Genomic DNA, 20,752 nt, shown 5'->3' on the forward strand with positions numbered 1-20,752 from the left:
GTCAGCCTTTCACTCCGGATCCGAGATCGGTCGAGACGAAGTAGCGCTGGAACACGATGAACAGCACCACGACGGGCGCGGCGAGCACGACGGCTCCCGCGAGGATCGCCCCGAACGGGTTGTCGGTCGACGACGCCACGTTCGAGATGTAGTTGGCCAGGGACACGGCGAGCGGCTGCAGCGACGCGTCCTTGGTGATGAGGAACGGCCAGAGGAACTCGTTCCAGGGGCCGATGAAGGTCAGCAGCACGGCGGTCACCAGCGCGGGCCGCACCAGCGGGAGCGCGATCGTCCACAGCAGCTTCAGCTCGCCGGCGCCGTCGATCCGGGCCGCCTCGAACAGCTCCTTGGGGAGCTGCAGGAAGTACTGCCGGAAGATGATCACCGCCGTCGAGTTGATGGCGAACGGCAGGATCATCCCGAGGTGGCTGTCCGCGAGGCCGTAGTCGCGCGCGATCAGCACGTAGAGCGGGATCTGCAGCAGCTGGAACGGGATGACCTGCACCAGCAGGGCGAGCGCGAACACCGCGTTGCGCCCCCGCCACTGCAGCATCGCCAGCGCGTACCCGGCGAGGACGCCGAAGAACACCGTGCACAGCAGCACTCCGCCGGTGAAGATCCCGGAGTTGACCAGGCCGGTGAGCAGGCTGATCCGCTCGTTCACGTTGACGTAGTTGTCGAGCGTGAGGTTGCCCGGCTCCGGGATCGCTCCCGCCAGCGTCGGGTCCGGATCCGTCTGCAGGGAGCCGACGATCATGTAGTAGAAGGGGAACAGGAAGACGATCGCGCCGATCGCGAGCACGACTCCGCGCAGGATCACGGCTCCGCGGCTGGAGCCGACGGGGCGCCTCCGCGGCGACTTCTCGGGGGCGACGGCGGCGGGCACGGCCGAGGCGGCGCCTCCGGCACTGGACAGGGTGCTCATGAGTTCCTCTCCCCCGCGAAGCGGTTCTGCAGATAGGCGATGACCAGCACCAGCAGCACCAGGACCACGCCGATGGCCGAGGCCACGTCGGGCTGCCCCTGCTGGATCCCGAGCTGGTACATCAGCAGCACGGGCGAGGCGGACGCGCCGTTGGGGCCGCCTCCGCCGGTGAGGAGGTAGGGCTCGGTGAAGAGGTTCGCTCCGGTGACGGTCGACACCAGCAGCACCAGGAGGGTCGCCGGCCGCACGCTCGGCACGGTCACCGACCAGAACTGGCGGATGCGTCCGGCGCCGTCGGTCGAGGCCGACTCGTACAGCTCCTTCGGCACGTTCTGCAGCGCCGCCAGGTACAGCAGGATGTAGAACCCGAGCTGCTTCCAGGTGACGTAGAGCGCGATGATCGGCATCGCGAGCTGCTCGTTGATCAGCCAGGACGGATCCGGCGCGAGCGGCCCGAGGAGGCTGTTGACCAGTCCGTTCCCGTTGAAGAGGAACAGCCACACGCCGACGACCGCGACGCTCGCCGTGACGTACGGCACGTAGAAGCTGACGCGGAGGAACGTCCGCAGGTGCACGACCTTGTCGAGCGCGGCGGCGAGCAGGAGCGAGAGCACGACCGTCAGCGGCACGTTGATCACCAGGAAGATCCCGATGTTGCCGAAGGAGCGGATGACCTGCGGGCTCGAGAACGCCGTGACGAAGTTGTCGAGGCCGACGAACGGCCGCTCCACCTGCACGCCGGGAGCTGCGAAGAAGAAGTCGTGGAACGCGATCCAGACCGAGTACACGACCGGGAACGCGAAGACCGCGAGCACGAAGAGGAGGTAGGGGCTGCCGAACAGCAGCCCGAGGGGCTGGGGCCCGAGGACGCGGTGCAGAAGGCTCCGCTTCCCCGGTGCCCCGGCCGGCGCGGGCCGGCGGGTGAGGGTGGTCACGGCCGGGTCACTGCTGGCCGGCGAGCCCGGTGACGGTCTCGGCCGCTCCGTCGAGCGCCGTCTTCACGTCGCCCTCGCCGAAGATGACCGTCTTGCCCCACGCGTCGCGGATCGCCTGCAGCATCTGCACGGTGTTCGGGCCCGACGGCACCTCGATGGTGCGGCTCGCCTGGTCGCCGAAGCGCTGGTAGGCGGGGTTGGCGTCGAAGTAGTCGGCGTAGGTGGTCTGCAGGTCGGTGCGCAGCGGCATCTGGCCGGTGGTCTCGAGCAGCGAGCGGTCCTGCTCCTCGCTGGTCGCGAACTTCAGCACCTCCCAGGCCGTGCCCTTGTTGGCGCAGGCGGAGTAGAGGCCGACGTTCTTCGCGTCGCTGAAGGTCCAGGTGTCCTCGGCGGGCGTGCCGTCGGGGGTGGGCACCGAGACGGAGCCCCAGTTCAGGTCGTCGTAGACCGAGACCGCCCAGGGGCCGACGATCGACATCGCAGCCTGGCCGTCGGCGAAGGCGTCACCCTGGTACTGCTCGCGGCCGGCGAGGCCCTGGTCGTAGAGGCTCTTCCAGAAGTCGGCGACCTCGTAGCCGTCGTCGTCGGCGAAGGTGGCCTTGCCGTCCTCGACGAGGCTCGTCCCTCCGGTGGCCGCGGCGTAGAGCGGCATGAAGTCGAACTGGGTCTGGAAGAACTCGCTCGTGGGCGCGGGCTGGATCGCGGCGGGGGCGGCTCCCGACTCGACCAGGGTCTTCGAGGTGGCGAGGAAGTCGTCGTAGGTCGACAGCGACGGGTTCTCGGGGTCGAGGCCCGCCTTCGCGAAGAGGTCCTTGTTGTAGAAGATGACGACCGGGTTGCTCTTCCACGGCATCTGGAAGTACTCGCCGTCGGCGTTCTGGTACTGCTCGGCGAGGTCGCCGCTGCGGGTCTCGATGTAGTCGGCGCCGCCGTCGAATTTCGAGAGGTCGACGAGTCCGCCCTGGCGCTCGAACTGGCCGACCGCGCTGGGGGCCGTGTTGAAGACGAGGCACGGCGCGTTGCCGGCCGTGATCGCGGCTCCGATGACCTCCTCGCTGCTCTTGCCCGCGGGGATCTCCTGCCCGGTGATCTCCTCGTCCGGGTGGTCCGCGTTCCAGGCGTCGACCATCGCCTTGCCCCACTGCACCTCCTGCTCGTTGTTCGAGTACCAGATGGTGATCGGTCCGGTGGCGGTGAGGTCGGTCGACGCTCCGCCGCCGCCGCTGCAGGCGGTGAGGGCGAGGGTCGCGAGGGAGGCGGTGGCGATCCCGGTCAGCCAGCGTCTCGTCGTCGAGGGGGCCATGGTGTTCTCCTTGTCCGGCGTGCGCGACGGTGCGCACGCGTCTTCAATGGGTCGACGGCCGCGGAGGAGCGGTCGAGTGGCGCACCACGAGCCCGGCGGGCTCGAGGTCGACGTCGGGGGCGCTGCCGGACTCGATGAGGTCGAGCAGCGTGCGGGCGGCCTCCTCGCCCCAGCGCGCGGGGCGCGTGCGGGCCGAGGTCAGCGACGGGTAGACGTGGGCGGCGATCTCGGAGTCGTCGAAGCCCGTGATCGAGAGGTCGTCGGGGAGCCGGAGTCCGCGGGTGTGCGCGACGCCGAGGCCGGCGATGGCCATCGGGTCGTTGCCGTAGACGATCGCCGTGGGGGGAGTGGGGCTGTCGAGGAGCCGCTCCGTGGCCTCGGCGCCCTGCTGCGGGCTGAAGTCGGTGGCGACGAGCGCGGCCGGCTCGAGCTCCGCCTCGGTGCAGGCCTGGGTGAAGGCGTCGCGGCGGCGGGAGGAGTGGAGGAGGTGGTCGGGCCCGGCGACGTGGGCGATCCGGCGGTGGCCGAGGCCGGCGAGGTGCTGCACGGCCGCGGCGATCCCGGCGGAGTCGTCCATCACGACCGCGGGCGAGGTGGAGCCGTCGACGCGGCCGAGCGTGACCGCGGGGATCTGGAGCTCGGCGAGCAGGGCCGGGCGGGAGTCGTCCTGCCGGAGGTCGGTGAGGAACACGCCGTCGACGCGGCGGTCGGCCGCGAGCGTGCGGTAGACGGCCTCCTCGGAGGCGCCCGGATCGACCACGCTGAGCACCAGCACCCGGCCGCGCTCGGCGAGCACCCGCTCCACTCCCGAGATGAAGGAGGGGAAGAACGGATCGGCCGCGATGACTTCGGGGTCGCGCGCCACCACGAGTCCCACCGCGAACGAGACGCTGGTGGAGAGCGAGCGAGCGGTGAGGCTGCGGCGGTAGCCGAGCTCGGCGGCGACGCGGAGGATCCGCTCGCGGGAGTCGGGCGAGACGCCCGGCCGGTCGTTGAGCGCGAACGAGACGAGCGCCTTGCTCACGCCGGCTTCACGCGCGACGTCGAGGATCGTCGGTCTGCTCGCCATGGGAGCTCCTTCGCTCGTCGCCGCGTCTGAACCGGTTTTGTAAACCGGTTCAGAGCACCGTAGCAGGGGGATCCGCGGAGGAGAAGAGGGCGGTCTGGCGGGGCGGTCTGGCTCGACGCGGAGGTCTTGGGCGTGCTCGCGGTCGCGCCAGGTGATTAGAGCTTCACGCCTGCCCTCGCCGCGAGGACGTGCCGGCCGCCGCCCGCCGCTACGGTGGCTGGCATCTGCGTATGGGCACCTGCACCCCTGGCCGCGGAGCGAGTGCTCGCAGGCCGCTCACGGAACCGAGTTGCCGCGGAGTCTGAGAGCACTCCGCGGCCCGGCTCCGGCTCGGCCGCGTGGTGCTGGAGTGTCCCGGTGCCCGGCGACCCCGCGGTACTTCCCCGACCCGAGAGAGAGAACGACCATGGCCCGCCCCAACTCCGCCAGCCGCACCACGAGCGAGCAGCGCACCGAGCACGCCGAGCAGTACTCGGCCGGAGCGCGCTACGCGTCGGAGGCGTTCGGTACCTTCCTCCTGGTCGCCGGCGGCGTTGGCACCGCGGTCTTCGCCTCCGCCTTCCCCGACTCCGGCAACGCGCTCGGAGTCGGCTTCCTCGGCGTCGCCCTCGCCTTCGGCCTCACCGTGATGGCCGGCATCTACGCCGTCGGTCACATCTCCGGCGGCCACTTCAACCCCGCCGTCAGCATCGGCCTCGCCATCGCGGGCCGGACCGAGTGGAAGCACATCCCCGGTTACATCGTCAGCCAGATCATCGGCGGAATCGTCGGAGCCGGAGTGGTCTTCCTCGTCGCCGCCGACGGCCCCGCCGGCTACCTCGCCGCCGCCCGCGACTCCGGCTTCGCCTCCAACGGCTACGGCGCCGCCTCCCCCGGCGGCTTCGGCCTCGGCGCGGTCATGCTCACCGAGATCGTCCTGACCGCCGTCTTCGTCGCCGTCATCCTCTCCGTCACCGCCAAGAGCGAGTACAAGGCCGTCGCGCCGCTGGCCATCGGCTTCACGCTGACGCTCGTCCACCTGATCAGCATCCCGGTGAGCAACACGTCGGTGAACCCGGCGCGATCGATCGCTGCGGCGGTGTTCGCGGGGCCGGATGCGCTGGGGCAGGTGTGGGTGTTCCTGGTGGCGCCGATCGTGGGCGCGGCGATCGCGGGGGTGGGGACGAAGGTGCTGAACCGGCGGAAGTAGGTGGGTGGGGGCACGCCGGGGTCGGCGCGTCCCTTCGGACGAGGGCACGTTGTCGCTCTCGACCCACCTCGGAGGAGAGCCGGCTGAAGCCGCGCTCCCTCAGCCTGGTCCCGGTAGCAAGTGGAGCGGTCGACGATTGGCCTGGCCCGTCGAAGGGCCGCAAGAGGACGGCGTGTCCGCCCTCTGCCCCCTCGAGGAGCATCGTCCTCCCGAATCGTTCAACCGCGATCTTGCTTCCCCGAGACGGCCTCGCCGGAGACCTGCCGATGGTGCACCCCTCCGGCGACGAGCGCGTCGAGTCGCACCCGAACGCGACGAACTGCCGTTCGTGCGGCAGCAGACAACCCGCCGTGGCGCGGCTCCGCCTCGGAAACTCCCTCAGATACGCAGAGCGAGACGTCCCGCTGCGTGACGTCTTCCTGAGACGGGCGCGCACGCGAGACCCGGTGAGAACCAGCGAGTTGCAGGCGAGACGACCGCGTGTCTCAGCAACCTAGTGTTTTACGAGGCGGCCTCCGGATCGGCAGCGGCCGCAAGTGCCTCGTAGCGGACTCCTGCGCAGGCGGCGCGCCGGGCGGCAGCGCGCCATAGTTGCGCGACCCACGGCACCGCGCCACTCACCACAACGGAAGCAGCGCGGAGCCGACCGATGAGACGTCACGCATCCCTATCGTCATAAGACAGTTGGCCCAACACAAATGAGCATTCATCGATACCGGAGCATCCGCCTACCGTGTCGATCTGTTGACGGGTGGCACGACGATCGGGGGCCGAGCTGTGAACTACTTCCAGACCTCCATCGTTGCCGTTGCTCGGGCGCTGGCTGCCCCGCTGCTGGAAGAGCCGCGCCCAAACACGACCGCACGGGGAAAAACCGCTAGAAACGGCAGCTTTCGATAGGGTCGAAACCATGGCGTTGCCTCAACCAGTCGAGACGGTGCCTTCGTGAGCGCGCCCTGGGTGTCAGCCGACGACATCGCAGCCCATCGTGGGGCGACCCAGCAGACCGTTGGCGTCTGGATCGCGGACAAGCACACGCCTGCACACAAGGTGGGGCGCCTCTGGAAGTTTCAGATCTCCGAAGTGGACGAGAGGGTGCGCAGGGGTGGAGCCGTCACCGGGGTGAACGACCGATGGGTGCTTCAAATGTCGGTGGCTCCTGCTGAAGTTAGGCCGGCGCTGGAGTCCGGGGCGCAACAGGTTCAAACGCAGATTTTTAGACGGTGCAGTGCGCGTGCAAGTGAGGGGAACCCCAGCGATGACGAGCTCTTCGATCGCCGGGAGCGATTTCACCCTCGGAATGCTGAGGACGACCGCCAGCCACACCATTGGCATTCCTCACTTGATCGAGCTCCTGCGCGAGGTGCCAGCAAATGCGGCCGCTGAGCAGTACCGTGAAGCAGTAGTAGACGGTAACGTCCTCGGTCGTCCGACGCTGGCTGGTCGGCTACGGTCGTTCCGGCATCTGCGGGAGCTGTACTTCCTCGATCCGGCTCGCCCGGAGTTCACGGCATTGCGGCGATTTTGGGATATCGACCCGGTGTCGCACCCGCTCCTCGCGGGCTTGTTGGCCGTCACGCGCGACCAGGTACTTCGCGCTTCGTTTACCGCAATTGTGGATCTGCCCGCAGGGGCGAGAGTGACATCGGGTGACCTCACCGCTGCGGTTGCCGCACAGTTCGGCAACGAAATGTCAGAGTCAACGCTTGAGAAGACTGGCCGCAACACCGGTGCCTGCTGGACCCAGACAGGTCATCTCATCGGTCGCGCCAAGAAGGTGCGCACCGAGGTGGAGATCCACCCGGCGGCCATCGCCTATGCGGCCTATCTGGGGCACCTCGCCGGTCGGCGTGGACTCGGTGTCTTGGACAACCCGTGGTCGCAGATCCTGGGAATCGCGCCCGGCCGGACGTTGCAGGCCTTGAAGGAAGCGCACACCCACGGACTTCTCGACCTACTCGTGGCGGGCAACGTCGTGGACGTGTCCTTCCCGGCCCTCGGCGGTGGCGCATGAGTCGTGTCTCTGATCTCGTCGATGCCTATCAGGCGGAGTTGTCCCTGACATGGCGGGACAATGTCTCCGGCGGGGAGCGTGTCTGGATGCTCGTCTACCCGCCCGACCTCGAACGCCCGATGCGCCATGCGCTGCCCGGCATGGAGTTGGCCACCACCGAAGCGGCTCATGGCTGGATCATGCTGGACGTGTCTGATGACTTCGGGTGCTGGCTATCCACACACCGGCACGCTGAGGCCTTTTACGACGAGCCAACCGACCTCACGCAGTCGATCCTGGACCAGTTCGAGACGTCACTGGTCTCTCGCATCCGGCAGACCCTGCAGGAGGCTCCCGCAAACACCGTCGTGGCGTTGGTCGGGATCGGCTCGATCTTCCCGTTCTTGCGTGCGTCGAGCGTGATCAAGTCCGTCGATCCCGCTGTGACCGGCCGCCTCCTCGTGCTCTTTCCGGGGCTTCATGACCCGGAAACTCATTCATTTCGCTTGCTCGACGCGCGTGACGGGTTTAACTACCGCGCTCGCGTCATCGACCCGCAGAAGGACCTCGCGTGACGATTAACAACAACCTTTTCATTCGGCCTCCGCTGAGCTTTGAGATTCCGAACGACGGTGTTACCAACGTCGACCGTCCCGAGGATTCCAACCAGTGGCATGTCCTCAAGTACGAGCTGGAAAGCTTCGTTTGCGAGGGCGAGTACGAGCGCGGCCTCCAGCGCATCCTCGACTCCTACACCGGCCACCGGAACCGAACGACGCAGCCCGCAGTCTGGGTCTCGGGGTTCTACGGCAGCGGCAAGTCCCACCTCGTTCGAGTGCTTCAGCATCTGTGGGCCGACACGAACTTCCCGAACGGAGCGACTGCGCGGGGTTTGACCAACATGCCGCAAGGCATCCAGGACCAATTGACGGAGCTGACTACGCTCGGCCGCCGCGACGGTGCGGACCCGTGGGCTGCCGCAGGCGCGCTCGACCGGAGCGGCGACACCCTCAACTCGGTGTTCCTCTCCATCGTCCTCGGAGCGGCCGGACTGCCAACCCGCGTCGCGCCCGCCCAGGTGGCGCTGTGGCTCGCGGGCAGGGGGCACCTCGACGCCGTCCGTGACCACATCGCGGCCAATGGCGGTGACCTCATTGAGGAACTCGGCGAGTACAATCTCAGCACGCTGCTTGCGAATGCCGTCCTCGCGTCAGACCCGGAGTTCGCAGCATCGGCCAAGGAAATGCGCGCCGCCCTTCGCAGCCAGTTCCCGCCTGACACGCGATCGTTCTCGACGGACGAGACCATCGCGCTGCTCAAGAAGATTCTTGAGTACGCCGGCGGCGGTCAAATCCCACCGTCGCTGATCATTCTCGACGAAGTACAGCAGTACATCAGCGGCGACGGGGGCCGCGCCATGGAAGTGCAAAACCTTGTGGAGTCGGTGTCTCGCGATCTCGACGGCCGCGTGCTGCTCGTCGCCACCGGGCAGCAGGAACTGACAGCCGATTCGACCCTCCAGAAGATCCAAGACCGCTTCACAGTCAAGGTCGTCCTCAAGAACCAGGACGTCGACGCCGTCGTCCGACGAGTGCTTTTAAGCAAGGAGCCTGCCAAGAAGCCCGATCTCGACAGCACGTTGTCATCGGTCGCCGGGCAGATCTCCCGGCAGCTCATCGGCAGCAAGATTCAGCACACCGCTGCTGACGACAAGAGCCTGGCCGAGGACTACCCATTGCTTCCTGTACGCCGCCGGTTTTGGGAGAGCGTGCTCCGCCAGGCCGACGCCGGCCGCGCCGGTCAGCTGCGCTCCCAGCTCCGCATCGTGCACGAGGCGAACCGCAAGGTTGCACCCGAGATCGTGGGCACCGTGGTCGGCGCCGACTTCCTGTATGCGCAAAAGAACGAAGATTTAAACGGTGCGGGGCTGCTCCTGAAGGAGACGCAGTCGCTAATCCATGAGCAGGGGCAGAAGGAAGCACTGCGTGGCCGCATCCTTGGCCTCATCCACCTCATCGGTCTTTTACCGACATCGGGGCACGGAGACATCGGAGTACGTGCGACGGCGCACCATCTCGTCGACCTGCTCGTCGAGGATCTTGCCCACGATGGCGACCAGCTTCGGCAGCAAGTGCCTGCCGTGCTCGAAGCTCTTGCCGAGGAGGGTGTGCTCCAGCAAGATGGCCAGGAGTTCCGTCTCCAGACCAAGGCGGGCCGCGAGTGGGACGAGGCTTTTCGCAGGCACCACGCGCAGGTGACCGACAGCGAAGTGAGCACCGAGCGTGACTCGCTGCTACTTGCGGATATGAGCCGGTCGCTACCTGTCACAATCCAGCAGGGCCGCGCCAAGGCGTCACGCAAGCTTGCGCTCCACGTCGACGCCTCGCTCCCGCCGGAGTTCGAGGCAATCCCTGTTTGGCTTCGTTCTGAGTGGGATGAAGGCATCACTGCGAAGCAATTCGACGAAGCCGCGCGCAGCCTTGGTGTTGACTCGCCGATCGTTCTCGTTCACCTTCCCCGCATCCAGGCCCCGGCGTTTGCGGCAGCGGTCCGCAACAAGATTGCCGCCCAGCGCGTGATCGACCAGCAGGGCATCCCGCAGGACGACGAGGGCAAGCAGGCCCGGAGCGCAATGCTGACCCGCCTTAACCGCGCAACCGACCAGGTGAACGCCCACGTCCGGAATGTGAACTCCAGGGCAAACGTGCTTCTTGGTGGTGGCACAGCACCGAACGGGCTCAGCCTGCGTGAGCGGATCGAAGCCGGCGCGCAGGACGCCGCAACCCGCCTGTTCCCACGGTTCTCCGAAGCCGACGACAACCGGTGGCCGCAGGTCGTCGCAAGGGTGAGGAGCGGATCGGCGGCCGACGCACTCAAGGCCGTCGAGCACGATGCCGACCCGGAGCAACACCGCGTCGTCAAGCAGGTTCTCAATCAGATCGGCTCGGCTGGAACATCCGCGAGCGACGTCGAAAAAGCCGTTACCTCGAAGCCGCTTGGCTGGCCCCGAGACGCGCTCATGGCAGCCCTCGGGGTACTCCTCGACACCGGGGCCATTCGAGCGACGCTGAACGGCAGTGACGCGACCACGGCCGACGTGCTCAAACAGACCCGCCTCGGCAACGTGCAGCTCCGCCGCGAGGTGACGGTTCTCAAGCCCGCCGAAAAGATTCAGGCGCGTCAGGTGCTGAGCACTCTCGGATTCCCGACCAACAACGACGGACTCGTCTTAGCAGCCGAACAGGCCGTCAAGTCGCTCGTCGATCGCGCACGGGCGGTGAGTGGGCCCGCACCGCTTCCAGACATCCCTGTGCCCGGCAACATCGGGAAGATCGTGAGTACGTCGGGCAACGACCGCGCGCATGCCCTGCTAGCCGCGAGCAATGACCTCATAAGCTTCAACGACCGGCTTGGGGATTTTGAGCGTCGACGCAAGAGCCGGACGCCTTCGATTGAATTAGCGCGGTCGCTTGCGGCGTCTGCCGTGGGGCTAGACACCGCGTCTGCTGCTCAGGGCCGTCTCGACGCGCTAGTCGCGAGCCGCGATCTCCTTGCCGACTCCGATCCCGTCGCGCCAATCGTCAAGGACCTAGCCGATGCGCTTCGCAGTGCGATCCATGAAGCGGCGGCAGCGTTGCGTGACTCCCGGGCGAAGGCTGTCGAGAGCATCGAACAACAAGCCTCGTGGACGGCTCTCAATGAGGCGCAGCGCGAGGCACTCCTGTCGGAACATCACCTCGCAACGGAGCCGGAGCCAAATTTAGCCGATCCTTCCGCTGTGTTGGGGGCTGCGCAGGCCCGACCGCTCCAGGGGTGGACCGCTGAACTCGACGCCATCCCGCAGCGAGCCTCACGCGCACTTGAGGCGGCTCTCCGACTCACGACTCCTACTGCCAAGACGGCCACGGTGAGGGTATCGACGGCGAGCTTGAGCAGCCCGGACGAGGTCGACCGATACATCGGCAACTTGCGTGCTCAGCTTCTCGACGCCCTGGGCAGCAACGACTCCGTTGTGGTGAAGGGCTGACCATGACGACGGCAACGACCACAGTCCTGAACACCGACCAGCGGCGGTTCCTCGACACGCAAACACAACGCGCTCGTGATGCGGCACAGCGAGCGGCCGAAGACGCCCTACGCGCACTCGCGGTCAGCGAGCCGAGCAGACCGGCTTATCTAAGCGACGAACACAACAAGCTCCGCCTCACGTTGCGCGACAAGGCACGGCAGCTCGGCGATGACACCACACGTGCGGGTGCGTCGCTCACCCACTTGATCCACGACGTGGCCTACGAGCAGTGGCATCGCTTGCTGTTCGCTCGCTTCCTAGAAGTCAATGGTCTCCTTCGACACCCGGAGTACCGCGACATCTCTCTGTCACTAGAGGACTGTGGCGATTTCGCGTCCGAGTTTGACGAGCCCGACGCATGGGCGGTGGCTGCTCGCTTCGCCTCCGAGATCCTGCCCGGCGTGTTTCGCCTCACGAATCCGGCGGTACAGGTGCGATTCGCAGCCGAACATCGAAACGCGCTGGAGCGACTGCTCCTGGAGATTCCGGCCGACGTGTTCGCGACCGAAGACGCACTCGGCTGGGTCTACCAGTTTTGGCAGACGGCTGAAAAGAAGCGGGTTAATGATCTGGGCGTCAAAATCGGCGGGCCCGACCTCTCGCCCGTGACCCAGTTGTTCACCGAGAACTATATGGTGCGCTTCCTGCTGGAGAATTCGCTTGGTGCATGGTGGGCGGTGCGTCACCCCGAGTCGCCGCTCGTTGCCTCATGGGGGTACCTCCGCCGCAACGAAGACGGCACTCCGGCGGCCGGCTCGTTCCTAGACTGGCCTGATCGCGCCGCTGATGTGACGGTGATAGACCCCTGCTGCGGTTCTGGTCACTTCCTCGTCGCCATGTTCGGGATGCTCTGGCGCATGCGTGCCGAGGAGGAGGACCTAACGCCGACTGAGGCGCAGGACGCCGTTCTCCGTGACAACCTTCACGGCCTCGAACTCGACCCGCGCTGCACTCAGCTTGCGACATTCAATGTCGCGCTCGAGGCTTGGAAGCAGGGTGGGTTCCGGGAGCTCCCAGCTCCGCAGATAGCTTGTTCGGGCGTGCCGGTGCGCGGCGGGTTGGCCGACTGGGAGGCGTACGCAGGATCAGATGACGAGCTTCGAGCATCACTCAGCAGACTTCACTCGCTATTCAGTAACGCGGATACCCTTGGCTCTCTTATCGATGTCAGGGCAACGCCAAGGGATGCGTCTCTATTCGGTCGCGATATGTCGATCGCAATCGATTGGGCCGCTACTCGCAGAGCTCTGAACGCGGCATTGCAACGGGAGCATATCGACCAGACCGTACTGGGGCATACGGCCGAGGATGTCGCTCACGCCTCGCTGCTGCTTTCACGCACCTACACGCTCGTCGCAACTAACCCGCCATTTCTGCATCGCAGCAAGCAGGCTGAGGCGGTTCGCTCATTCCTCGATTTTGCCTACCCAAGGACGTCGCAGGACTTGTCTACAGCGTTCATCGATCGCGCTATTTCTTTCACGGAGAACGGTGGTTCGATTGCCGTCGTTAGCCCACAGAACTGGCTACAACTCGGGCGCTACCGGGAGATGCGCCGTGCCTATCTGCAAGACGGGCGAGTTGGGCTAGTAACGCTGCTCGGTGGCGGTGCGTTCAGTGGCATTTCCGGTGAGGTGGTCAAGGTGGCGCTCTCGGTGCTCCACAGTAGCAGTCAGGATGTCGCAGTGACGTTCGTAGATTCGCCGGAGTCGTCCACTGATAAGGCGGCGGCATTGAAAAGCGGCCCTCTCGTGAGGCTGACTAGCGCAGAATTGCTTGAACATGAAGACGCACTGATCGTGCTCCGGTCGGGCCGGGGCCTTCCGCTTCTGTCGACATTGGCCTCAGCCCTCGGGGGCATCACGACTGGCGACTCATTTCGATACCGCCGTAACTTTTGGGAGCTCCCCGAACTTTCGAACAAATGGGCTCTTCAGCAGGCACCACCGGCATCGACTTCACTGTACGCCGGGCGGGAACGGGTTCTCCTGTGGGAGGACGGTAACGGCGCCCTGCGGGATGCGGCGATTCTGGAAGGTGCAACGATCGCCGGTCAACTGGCATGGGGACAACCTGGGGTCGCAGTCGGTAAGACCGGTGCGCTCCCGTGCACCATCTACACCGGTGAGATCTATGAGAACGTGTGCGCCGTTATCATTCCGAAGAAGCGGGAACATCTGCCCGCGGTGTGGGCATTCTGCAGCTCCCCCGATTTTGCCAAGAGCGTTCGCGAGGTTGACTCTAGCCTTGGCGTCACAGCGAATACCCTTGCAAAAGTCCCCTTTGACTTGGATTACTGGCAATCCGTATCCGACGCGATGAGTGCGTTGGCAGAACCCGCTTCGTCTGATCCCACGCAGTGGATTTTTGAGGGGTCACCGCCAAACTCCCTGAATCCACTCCAGGTGGGAGTTGCTCGACTACTGGGGTACCGATGGCCGCGGCAGGTTGACGACCATCTAAATCGATATGCGGACTCCGACGGCATCGCTGCGCTCGTTCCTCTTCCGGGCGAGCCCGACCTCGCCACGAGGCTCAGGGAGCTGCTCTCAGCCGGGTTCGGGAGTGACTGGTCAAGTGTTCTTGAACGGAAGATAGTAATCGAAGCTGGCGGCAAGAACGGAAAACTCGAAGACTGGTTGCGCGACCAGTTCTTTGCTCAGCACGTGAGAGTCTTCGACAGCCGGCCGTTTCTGTGGCAGATCTGGGACGGTCGTAAGGACGGGTTCTCAGCAATCGTCAACTATCACAAGCTGAACCGGCGTACGTTGGAAAAGTTGACCTTTACGTCCCTGGGCGCATGGATCGACCGGCAGAAACACGAAGCTCGCGCCGAGCGGGCGGGAGCTGATGCGCGGCTGGCCGCCGCTGAGGAGCTCCAGCGCAGGCTCCAGCTCATCCTCGAAGGTGCACCGCCTTACGACATCTACGTGCGGTGGAAGTCCATGGCCGAGCAGCCGATCGGCTGGGAGCCTGATCTCGTTGACGGCGTGCGACTCAACATCCGGCCATTTGTGCACGCTGACGCGCTGCGGTCCAGAGTCAACGTTCATTGGCGCAAGGACCGCGGGGCAAACCCCGACGGATCGGAGCGGCACAACGATCTGCACCCGACACTCGAAGAGCGTCGAGCGGCCCGGCATGGAGTGGAGGTTGCGGGATGACGCTCGTCCGCGCCGTCGTTGCGAAAGCTCTTCGAGACGCCGCCACCTTCAATGCAGGGACCAACTCTGCCCCTGCAACTGTTCTGTGGGCCGACCCTGACCGCGCGTGGGAGCCTTTAGTCCGCAGCCTCCAGGAGGCAGTGCCCATCCTTGTCTTCGGCGAGTACGACCCCGAGTCTGCCCGCGGCCCTGCGCTCTGGCTCCGAGCTGTGCTCGCTGCCCCCGAGTTAGCAGGTCTCCCGGGCCACCTCGCGCGGCATGACGAGCGTAATCCGTGGGTGATTTACCTGCCCGGCGTCAGTCGCGGCTCCGTGGCTGACGCCTCCGCTCTCGACGACTCGCTCGCGCCGCTCGCCGAGATCGCGATCCGTTCCAGGTGGTGGCCTTCCGCGCTCGGCCAGACGCCGTGGACGCCACACTCGTTCCTCGCGTCAAAGCAGGGCGCCGGGCTCGACCTCGCTGGAGACGTCGCGACGAAGGCGGCTCTGGATGAGGTGCTGGACAAGTTTCTTCTCGAAGACGTCGATGACCTCAAGCGCAAGGGGCGGCTTGATGCATCGCGGCTGCGTCACCTCGTACTCGTGGACCACGTTCGCACTCTCCTGGACTGGATGAACGAGCCCGATGCCACACGCGCCTCGCTTACCGTCGTGCGGTGGAAGGCACTCGTCGCGTCCTGTAAGGAAACTTACGGTTTCAGCCCCGACAAAGAAGGAGTGCTCACAGCGGCCAGCAAGCTCGGAAGCCGAGCTGGCGAATGGAATGCTGTGTGGCAGCGGTTCGCCGAGAACCCTGTACGTTACCCGAACCTCCCGGGCCTTCTTGACCAAGCGCGTCCCGCTGTCGTGCCGCTCTTCGGAGAGTTCGACCCCCACCCCGACTCCTGGCCTTCATGGAACCGCGACCACGAAGAGGCGTTGCGGGTTGCACTCGGTGCGCTCACAACCCACCAGGACCCACGTGGCCGGATTGTCGACCTCGCCACCGCGCACTCGGCGCGACAAGACAACGTCTGGGCAATTCTCGGGCAGGCGCCGCTCGCGCGGGTCGTCGGACACCTCTCCGAACTAGCCGATCGTGTCGCGACCGCATCCTCGTCGTCAGACCTCAAGGTCCAGGCCGCCTGGTATGGCAATGAAGGCCACCTAATCGACGACCTCGCGTTGCGTGTGATCGCCGAGGCCAAAACTGCGCAAGACCGAACAGCTGTGGCCTCTGCGCTCGGAGCGCTCTATGACTCATGGGTCGATGAGTCGGCGCGGGCGTTCCAAAAGATGGCAGTGGCGGGCTACCCCGGAGAGGCGGGCCTCGACATTGCAACGGGGACCGCCGTCGTCTACGTCGACGCTCTGCGATTCGACCTGGCCACACGCGTGGCGCGGCGACTGTCCCCGCTTAATACCGCCGTAGAGACTCGGCTAGCCGCATTCCCCAGCGTCACGCCGACCGGGCAGCCGGCGGTCGCCCCCATAATGATCGCCGTGGGCGGCGGAACCGCCTTCGACGCTTCCGACGACCAGGGCCGATCCCTCAAGGGCGCGGTCCTGCGCTCTGCGCTCGCGAGCGCGGGCGTTCAGTTCCTCCAGTGGGAGGCCGCCGAGGTCGGCAACCCCAGGGGAAAGGCATGGACGCAGACAAACTCGATCGACTCGCTCGGCCATTCCCACGGACACGCGCTAGCCGACCTCGTCGACCAGCAGCTCGACCTCGTTGTCGAGCGCGTTCGCGGGCTGTTGGACGGGGGGTGGCAAAAGGTTGTCATCGTCACCGATCATGGGTTCCTGTTGCCTGGCCTGCCAGCGCAGAAGGTCACCCTGCCCTTGCAGATTACAGTAGGGGACGCAACGCGCAAGCCACGTGTGGCTCGATTGAAGGATGCAGCAGCGCGCCCAGACTTCCCAGTCGTGCCGTGGACGTGGGACTCGTCCGTCGACATGGTGAGTGCACCGGGAGCTGCGGCATTTGAAGCAGGTCGTCTGTACGAGCACGGGGGCATGAGCCTCCAGGAGTGCGTGATCCCCGTGGTCACAGTCACGCGGGGCGACGCAGCCGCAGCGCCCGTGCAGATTGAGGCCGTCCGGTGGACGGGCCAGCGGTGCCGTATCGACTACGTTCCCGCCGCGGCCGGCATTGTCGCCGAGATCCGGCTCCGTCCCGGTGAAGCCTTGAGCACCGTTGGTGGTCCGAAGATGTCCGTCGAGCCGGGCGAAATCAAAGTGCTCGTCGACGAGGAACAAGCTCCCAGTGGAACTGCTGCGTGGGTTGTGCTTCTCGGCTCGGACGGTGGGGTTCGAGCCCAAGCACAGACGACAGTAGGAGGCTCCGAATGACCGAGGCAATAACGCTCGACGAGATCGACGAGACCGCGGCCTCGACGTTCGAGGGGTACGTCGTCCGCAAGGATCTTGCCCAGCAGTTCAAGGGCGCGTACCCCGTCCCGACCTACGTAGGTGAGTTCCTCATCGGGCGCTACTGCGCCACGACGGATACGGCGGAGATCGAAGAGGGACTCCAGGTCGTGCGACGCCTCCTCGCCGACCGCACTGTACGAGCGGGTGAGGAGGAGTTGTTCAAGTCGCGTGCACGCGAGCGTATGACCGTCAAAATCATCGACCTCGTCAAGGCCCGCCTCGACGCGAAGTCGAACGCCTACCTCGCTGAACTGCCCAGCCTCGGCCTTCGCGACATCCGCATCGACGACGCCGTCGTCCGCGACAACGAACGCATGCTCACTGGCGGCTTCTACGCCGAGGTCGACCTGTTCTACGACGCAGCGATCGCCGAGGAGAACAACGGCAAGCCATTCGCCATCGGGTCACTGCGCCCGATCCAGCTGTCGACCCGCGACTCGCTCTCGCGGCTGGCCGAAGGCCGCTCACGGTTCACGACCCAGCAGTGGAAGCATCTTCTGCTCCGGTCAGTGGGTTTCGAGCCCGCGCAGCTCAGTAACCGCGAGCAGGACGTCCTGCTGCTGCGCATGGTCCCGTTCGTGCAACGCAACTTCAACATGGTCGAGCTCGGGCCTCGTGGGACTGGCAAATCGCACCTGTACCAGCAGGTCTCGCCATACGCGCACCTAATCTCAGGTGGCAAGGCCACTGTCGCCCGGATGTTCGTCAATAACGCCACCGGCCAGCGCGGCCTTGTCGCCCAGTACGACGTCGTGTGCTTCGACGAAGTCTCCGGCGTCTCCTTTGACCAGAAGGACGGCGTTAACATCATGAAGGGCTACATGGAGTCTGGCGAGTTCTCGCGCGGCCGTGAATCCATCCGCGCCGACGGCTCGATCGTCCTTGTCGGAAACTTCGATGTCGACGTCGCGCACCAGCAGCGTGTCGGGCACCTGCTCTCGCCGTTGCCGCCTGAAATGCGTGACGACACGGCGTTCATGGACCGCATCCACGCGTACTTGCCCGGCTGGGACGTCCCGAAGCTTAACCCGACGTACTTCACCCGCCACTTCGGCCTCGTCAGCGATTTCCTCTCCGAATGCTGGGCGCGTCTTCGCGACCAGTCGCGCCTCGCGTCGATTCAAGGCCGGGTCAACTACTCCGACGCACTGTCCGGCCGTGACCTGTCGGCCGTCAACAAGACGGTCGACGGCCTCCTCAAGCTGCTGTACCCCGATTCCGAGACCGCCATATCGGATGAGGACCTCGAATGGGCAGTGCGCATCGCCCTGGAGTGCCGTCGTCGCGTCAAGGAGCAGCAGCGTCGTATCGGCGCAGCAGAGTTCCGTAACACGCAGTTCGGCTACCGAATCGGCGAGGGCGTCGAACAGTTCGTTTCGACGCCGGAACTGGCAAGTCCCGACTCCATCGGCCTCGACCCATTGCCACCTGGCCAGGTGTGGGCAATCTCCGAGGGCAGCGGTGACGTCGGCCCGGGCCTCTACCGAATCGAGGCAGCGGATACGCCCGGCTCGGGCGCACGCGGGTTGCTCAACCAGGCGGCTCCTGCTTCTCTCCGTGAGAGTTTCAAGGTCGCAGAGCAGAACCTCATCGCGCAGGCCCGACAGCTCGTCGGGGACCGCGACCCTCGAGAGCACAACCTCACCGCTCAAGTCCGAGCGCTCGACGCCGCCAAGACCGGCGCTGGCCTCGGCCTTCCTATTTTGCTCGCCCTCGCATCGGCGATACTCCAGCGGTCAGTCCGCGGCGGCTTGATCACCGTCGGTAACCTGTCGCTTGGCGGTGGTGTCGAGATAGTGCTCAACGCCGCACAGCTCGCCGAACACGCGATGGAGAAGGGCGCTACTTCCCTGTTACTTCCGGTGTCCGCCCGCCGCCAGCTCCTCGACGTTAGCGACGACGTCGCGACAAAAGTCTCATTCATCTTCTACAGCGACGCTCAGGACGCCCTCGTGAAGGCGCTCGACGAATGAGGCCTTTGACGAGGAGATCGCTACATCGGCGCGGATCGGCACGACTGACTCCGACCGTGCACAGGATGTTCGCTTCCTAGATAACCTTAGCTCGAAATGTGCTCGCAGAAACTACGGAGGCAGCAGTTGGTCCTTGAACGCACCGTTTACCCGCGCCAATACGGGCATGCTGACCAGTCTTCAATATCTTGGGGCGGTCAGTTCGAATGGTTCTGGGGCGTTCCGGAAACGCTAAGTGCTGCCGCCACGGAGAACAGTCGGCGAGCGGTTCCGGCCGCACCGCGGCACGGAGATCCGCACCCTCAATCGAGGGGTTATTGGGCCGCGTTACAAACCCTGTTGCTGCGTCGCCTCGGATGGACGCGCCCCGACCTCGGCCTTGCTTGGTGGTACGACGAGGGCAAGCCGACCGACGATCCAACCCTCAAACTGATTTCTGACGTGTGGGATGCAGACGGAAACCTCGATATTTACCTCGGCTGGCTGCTTCTTCGGCGCAACCGATTTCCTGTCGGAACGCCGAACCAAAGTTCGGTAACGTCGATCACAAGCGGCCGGCCGCTCCCCCAACGCTGGCAGCAGTGGTTACGGCAACTCGAGACCTCTGCGCAGGCAACCGAACACCAATGGTTCACCCTCGATCCGGGCGATTCGCTCCACCTCACAGGTCACCTCGGTGAAGGCGGCGAACCGGACCTGGCGGCGTACCTTGCGCCCGTGGCGGCCGAGCACCGAAAGGCCGTTTTTGTCACGTCGGCAGCGGACTCCTGGTATGTCGACTTGAAGAATCGTGGCGACAAGCTCCCGGTCGCCGGCGTGCAGTCGTGGAAGGTCGACGTCATCGTGAAACCGATTGGGTACCTAGGCACGTACCGCAAGTCCGTGCAAACCGGACTGTGGTTCACCGGCCGCCACCGCTACCACGCTGCGGGGAACTGATGCCTGACGAGCAAGCGGACCGATACATCGAGACGCAGGCCTGGTGGATCGCGAGCGAGATCGCACGACGCAATCCGGCCCTTCGGATAGCCGAAACCGACCACGACGTCGTCGGTTCCTCGCTCTGCGTCTATGCCCCGCAAGCGCCGGCCGAGCAGCAGGTGTTGTTCAACCGCATTTCTGGCATCAACATCGTCGGAGATCCGTTCTTCCACCGCAGCTGGAATGACGTCTTCGCAGCCGCATCGCCCCACGAGATCGTGAAACGCGTCGAGGCCGGCCTGATGCTCACCCCGCCCTCCCCTGCTCCTCCCACGACCAGCATCACGATCGTTCACCGAGTGATCGCCCAGGTCCTCGCTACCGTCGTCAACGAGCGACGTTCATGGACCATCCGAGGTCAGCGCCCCACCGACCCCAGCGTCACGGACAACATCAACTGGGCAGGAGACACAGGAGGTCTCCGATCGCTCGAAGATCTCGTCGAACGCTGGTTCCGCGACGAACAGAATGAAGTGTTCCAAGATCAGGGGCTGACGCACCTGTGGGTGCTCCTGCGCGATCTTGAGCCCATCGCCGTATTCGACATGTACGGCGACATCCACACCACACAAGGAGGCCAAGCCCTCCTGCCCATTTACCACCGATCACGCAGCATCACCGAGACAGTCCAGGTTGTGCTGAGGCACCAGCTTCCATAGTCATGAGCGCGATAGGGCGCCGACACGTCCTTCGAAGCGGGGCGAGCACGGGAAAACGAACGGACGAGCTGAACGGCACGT

At 65.4% G+C, this 20,752-nt stretch carries 13 protein-coding genes; 9 read left to right on the forward strand and 4 right to left on the reverse strand.

All coding sequences use genetic code 11. From position 1 onward, the window contains the following. Window position 1: 1 nt before the first annotated feature. From C5D44_RS10355 to C5D44_RS10370, 4 genes are read right to left on the reverse strand one after another with little or no spacing between them, the layout of a single operon-like run. The gene (locus C5D44_RS10355; RefSeq protein WP_104238931.1) at window positions 2–925 is read right to left on the reverse strand and encodes a carbohydrate ABC transporter permease; all 924 of its coding nucleotides are present in this window, start codon (window positions 923–925) and stop codon (window positions 2–4) included. After that, the gene (locus C5D44_RS10360) at window positions 922–1,860 is read right to left on the reverse strand and encodes a carbohydrate ABC transporter permease (protein ID WP_104281606.1); all 939 of its coding nucleotides are present in this window, start codon (window positions 1,858–1,860) and stop codon (window positions 922–924) included. The genes C5D44_RS10355 and C5D44_RS10360 overlap by 4 nt, the downstream gene beginning before the upstream one ends. A gap of 7 nt (window positions 1,861–1,867) precedes the next feature. After that, window positions 1,868–3,163 (reverse strand): extracellular solute-binding protein, encoded by a 1,296-nt coding sequence (locus C5D44_RS10365; RefSeq protein WP_104281607.1) that lies wholly within the window; start codon window positions 3,161–3,163, stop codon window positions 1,868–1,870. A 43-nt stretch (window positions 3,164–3,206) separates the two neighbouring features. After that, on the reverse strand, window positions 3,207–4,232 hold the full coding sequence (locus tag C5D44_RS10370) for a LacI family DNA-binding transcriptional regulator (RefSeq protein ID WP_104281608.1): 1,026 nt from the start codon (window positions 4,230–4,232) through the stop codon (window positions 3,207–3,209). A gap of 406 nt (window positions 4,233–4,638) precedes the next feature. Here C5D44_RS10370 and aqpZ point away from each other — a divergent pair, with 406 nt between their 5' ends. From aqpZ to C5D44_RS10420, 9 genes are all read left to right on the forward strand, one after another. After that, the gene (aqpZ, locus tag C5D44_RS10375) at window positions 4,639–5,421 is read left to right on the forward strand and encodes an aquaporin Z (protein ID WP_104281609.1); all 783 of its coding nucleotides are present in this window, start codon (window positions 4,639–4,641) and stop codon (window positions 5,419–5,421) included. Between the two features lie 1,258 nt (window positions 5,422–6,679). Further along, window positions 6,680–7,435 (forward strand): hypothetical protein, encoded by a 756-nt coding sequence (locus tag C5D44_RS10385; protein WP_181118489.1) that lies wholly within the window; start codon window positions 6,680–6,682, stop codon window positions 7,433–7,435. After that, window positions 7,432–7,989 carry a BREX protein BrxB domain-containing protein gene (locus tag C5D44_RS10390; RefSeq protein WP_104281611.1) on the forward strand — a complete coding sequence of 186 codons (558 nt, stop codon included), beginning with the start codon at window positions 7,432–7,434 and terminating at the stop codon, window positions 7,987–7,989. The genes C5D44_RS10385 and C5D44_RS10390 overlap by 4 nt, the downstream gene beginning before the upstream one ends. After that, window positions 7,986–11,441, forward strand: a complete 3,456-nt coding sequence (gene brxC, locus C5D44_RS10395) for a BREX system P-loop protein BrxC (protein ID WP_104281612.1) — start codon at window positions 7,986–7,988, stop codon at window positions 11,439–11,441. The genes C5D44_RS10390 and brxC overlap by 4 nt, the downstream gene beginning before the upstream one ends. A gap of 2 nt (window positions 11,442–11,443) precedes the next feature. Next, window positions 11,444–14,647 carry an N-6 DNA methylase gene (locus C5D44_RS10400; RefSeq protein WP_104281613.1) on the forward strand — a complete coding sequence of 1,068 codons (3,204 nt, stop codon included), beginning with the start codon at window positions 11,444–11,446 and terminating at the stop codon, window positions 14,645–14,647. After that, window positions 14,644–16,977 (forward strand): BREX-1 system phosphatase PglZ type B, encoded by a 2,334-nt coding sequence (pglZ, locus tag C5D44_RS10405; RefSeq protein ID WP_104281614.1) that lies wholly within the window; start codon window positions 14,644–14,646, stop codon window positions 16,975–16,977. Before C5D44_RS10400 ends, pglZ begins: the two co-directional genes overlap by 4 nt. Then, a complete protein-coding gene (gene brxL / locus C5D44_RS10410; protein ID WP_219815339.1) occupies window positions 16,974–19,031 on the forward strand; it encodes a protease Lon-related BREX system protein BrxL in 2,058 nt (685 codons plus the stop codon). Before pglZ ends, brxL begins: the two co-directional genes overlap by 4 nt. 339 nt (window positions 19,032–19,370) lie before the next feature. Further along, a complete protein-coding gene (locus tag C5D44_RS17740) occupies window positions 19,371–19,970 on the forward strand; it encodes a hypothetical protein (RefSeq protein ID WP_146088026.1) in 600 nt (199 codons plus the stop codon). Next, window positions 19,970–20,671, forward strand: a complete 702-nt coding sequence (locus C5D44_RS10420; protein WP_104281616.1) for a hypothetical protein — start codon at window positions 19,970–19,972, stop codon at window positions 20,669–20,671. The genes C5D44_RS17740 and C5D44_RS10420 overlap by 1 nt, the downstream gene beginning before the upstream one ends. Window positions 20,672–20,752 lie beyond the last annotated feature (81 nt).

It is taken from the genome of Rathayibacter sp. AY1B5 (assembly GCF_002932795.1).
Classification (GTDB): Bacteria; Actinomycetota; Actinomycetes; order Actinomycetales; family Microbacteriaceae; genus Rathayibacter.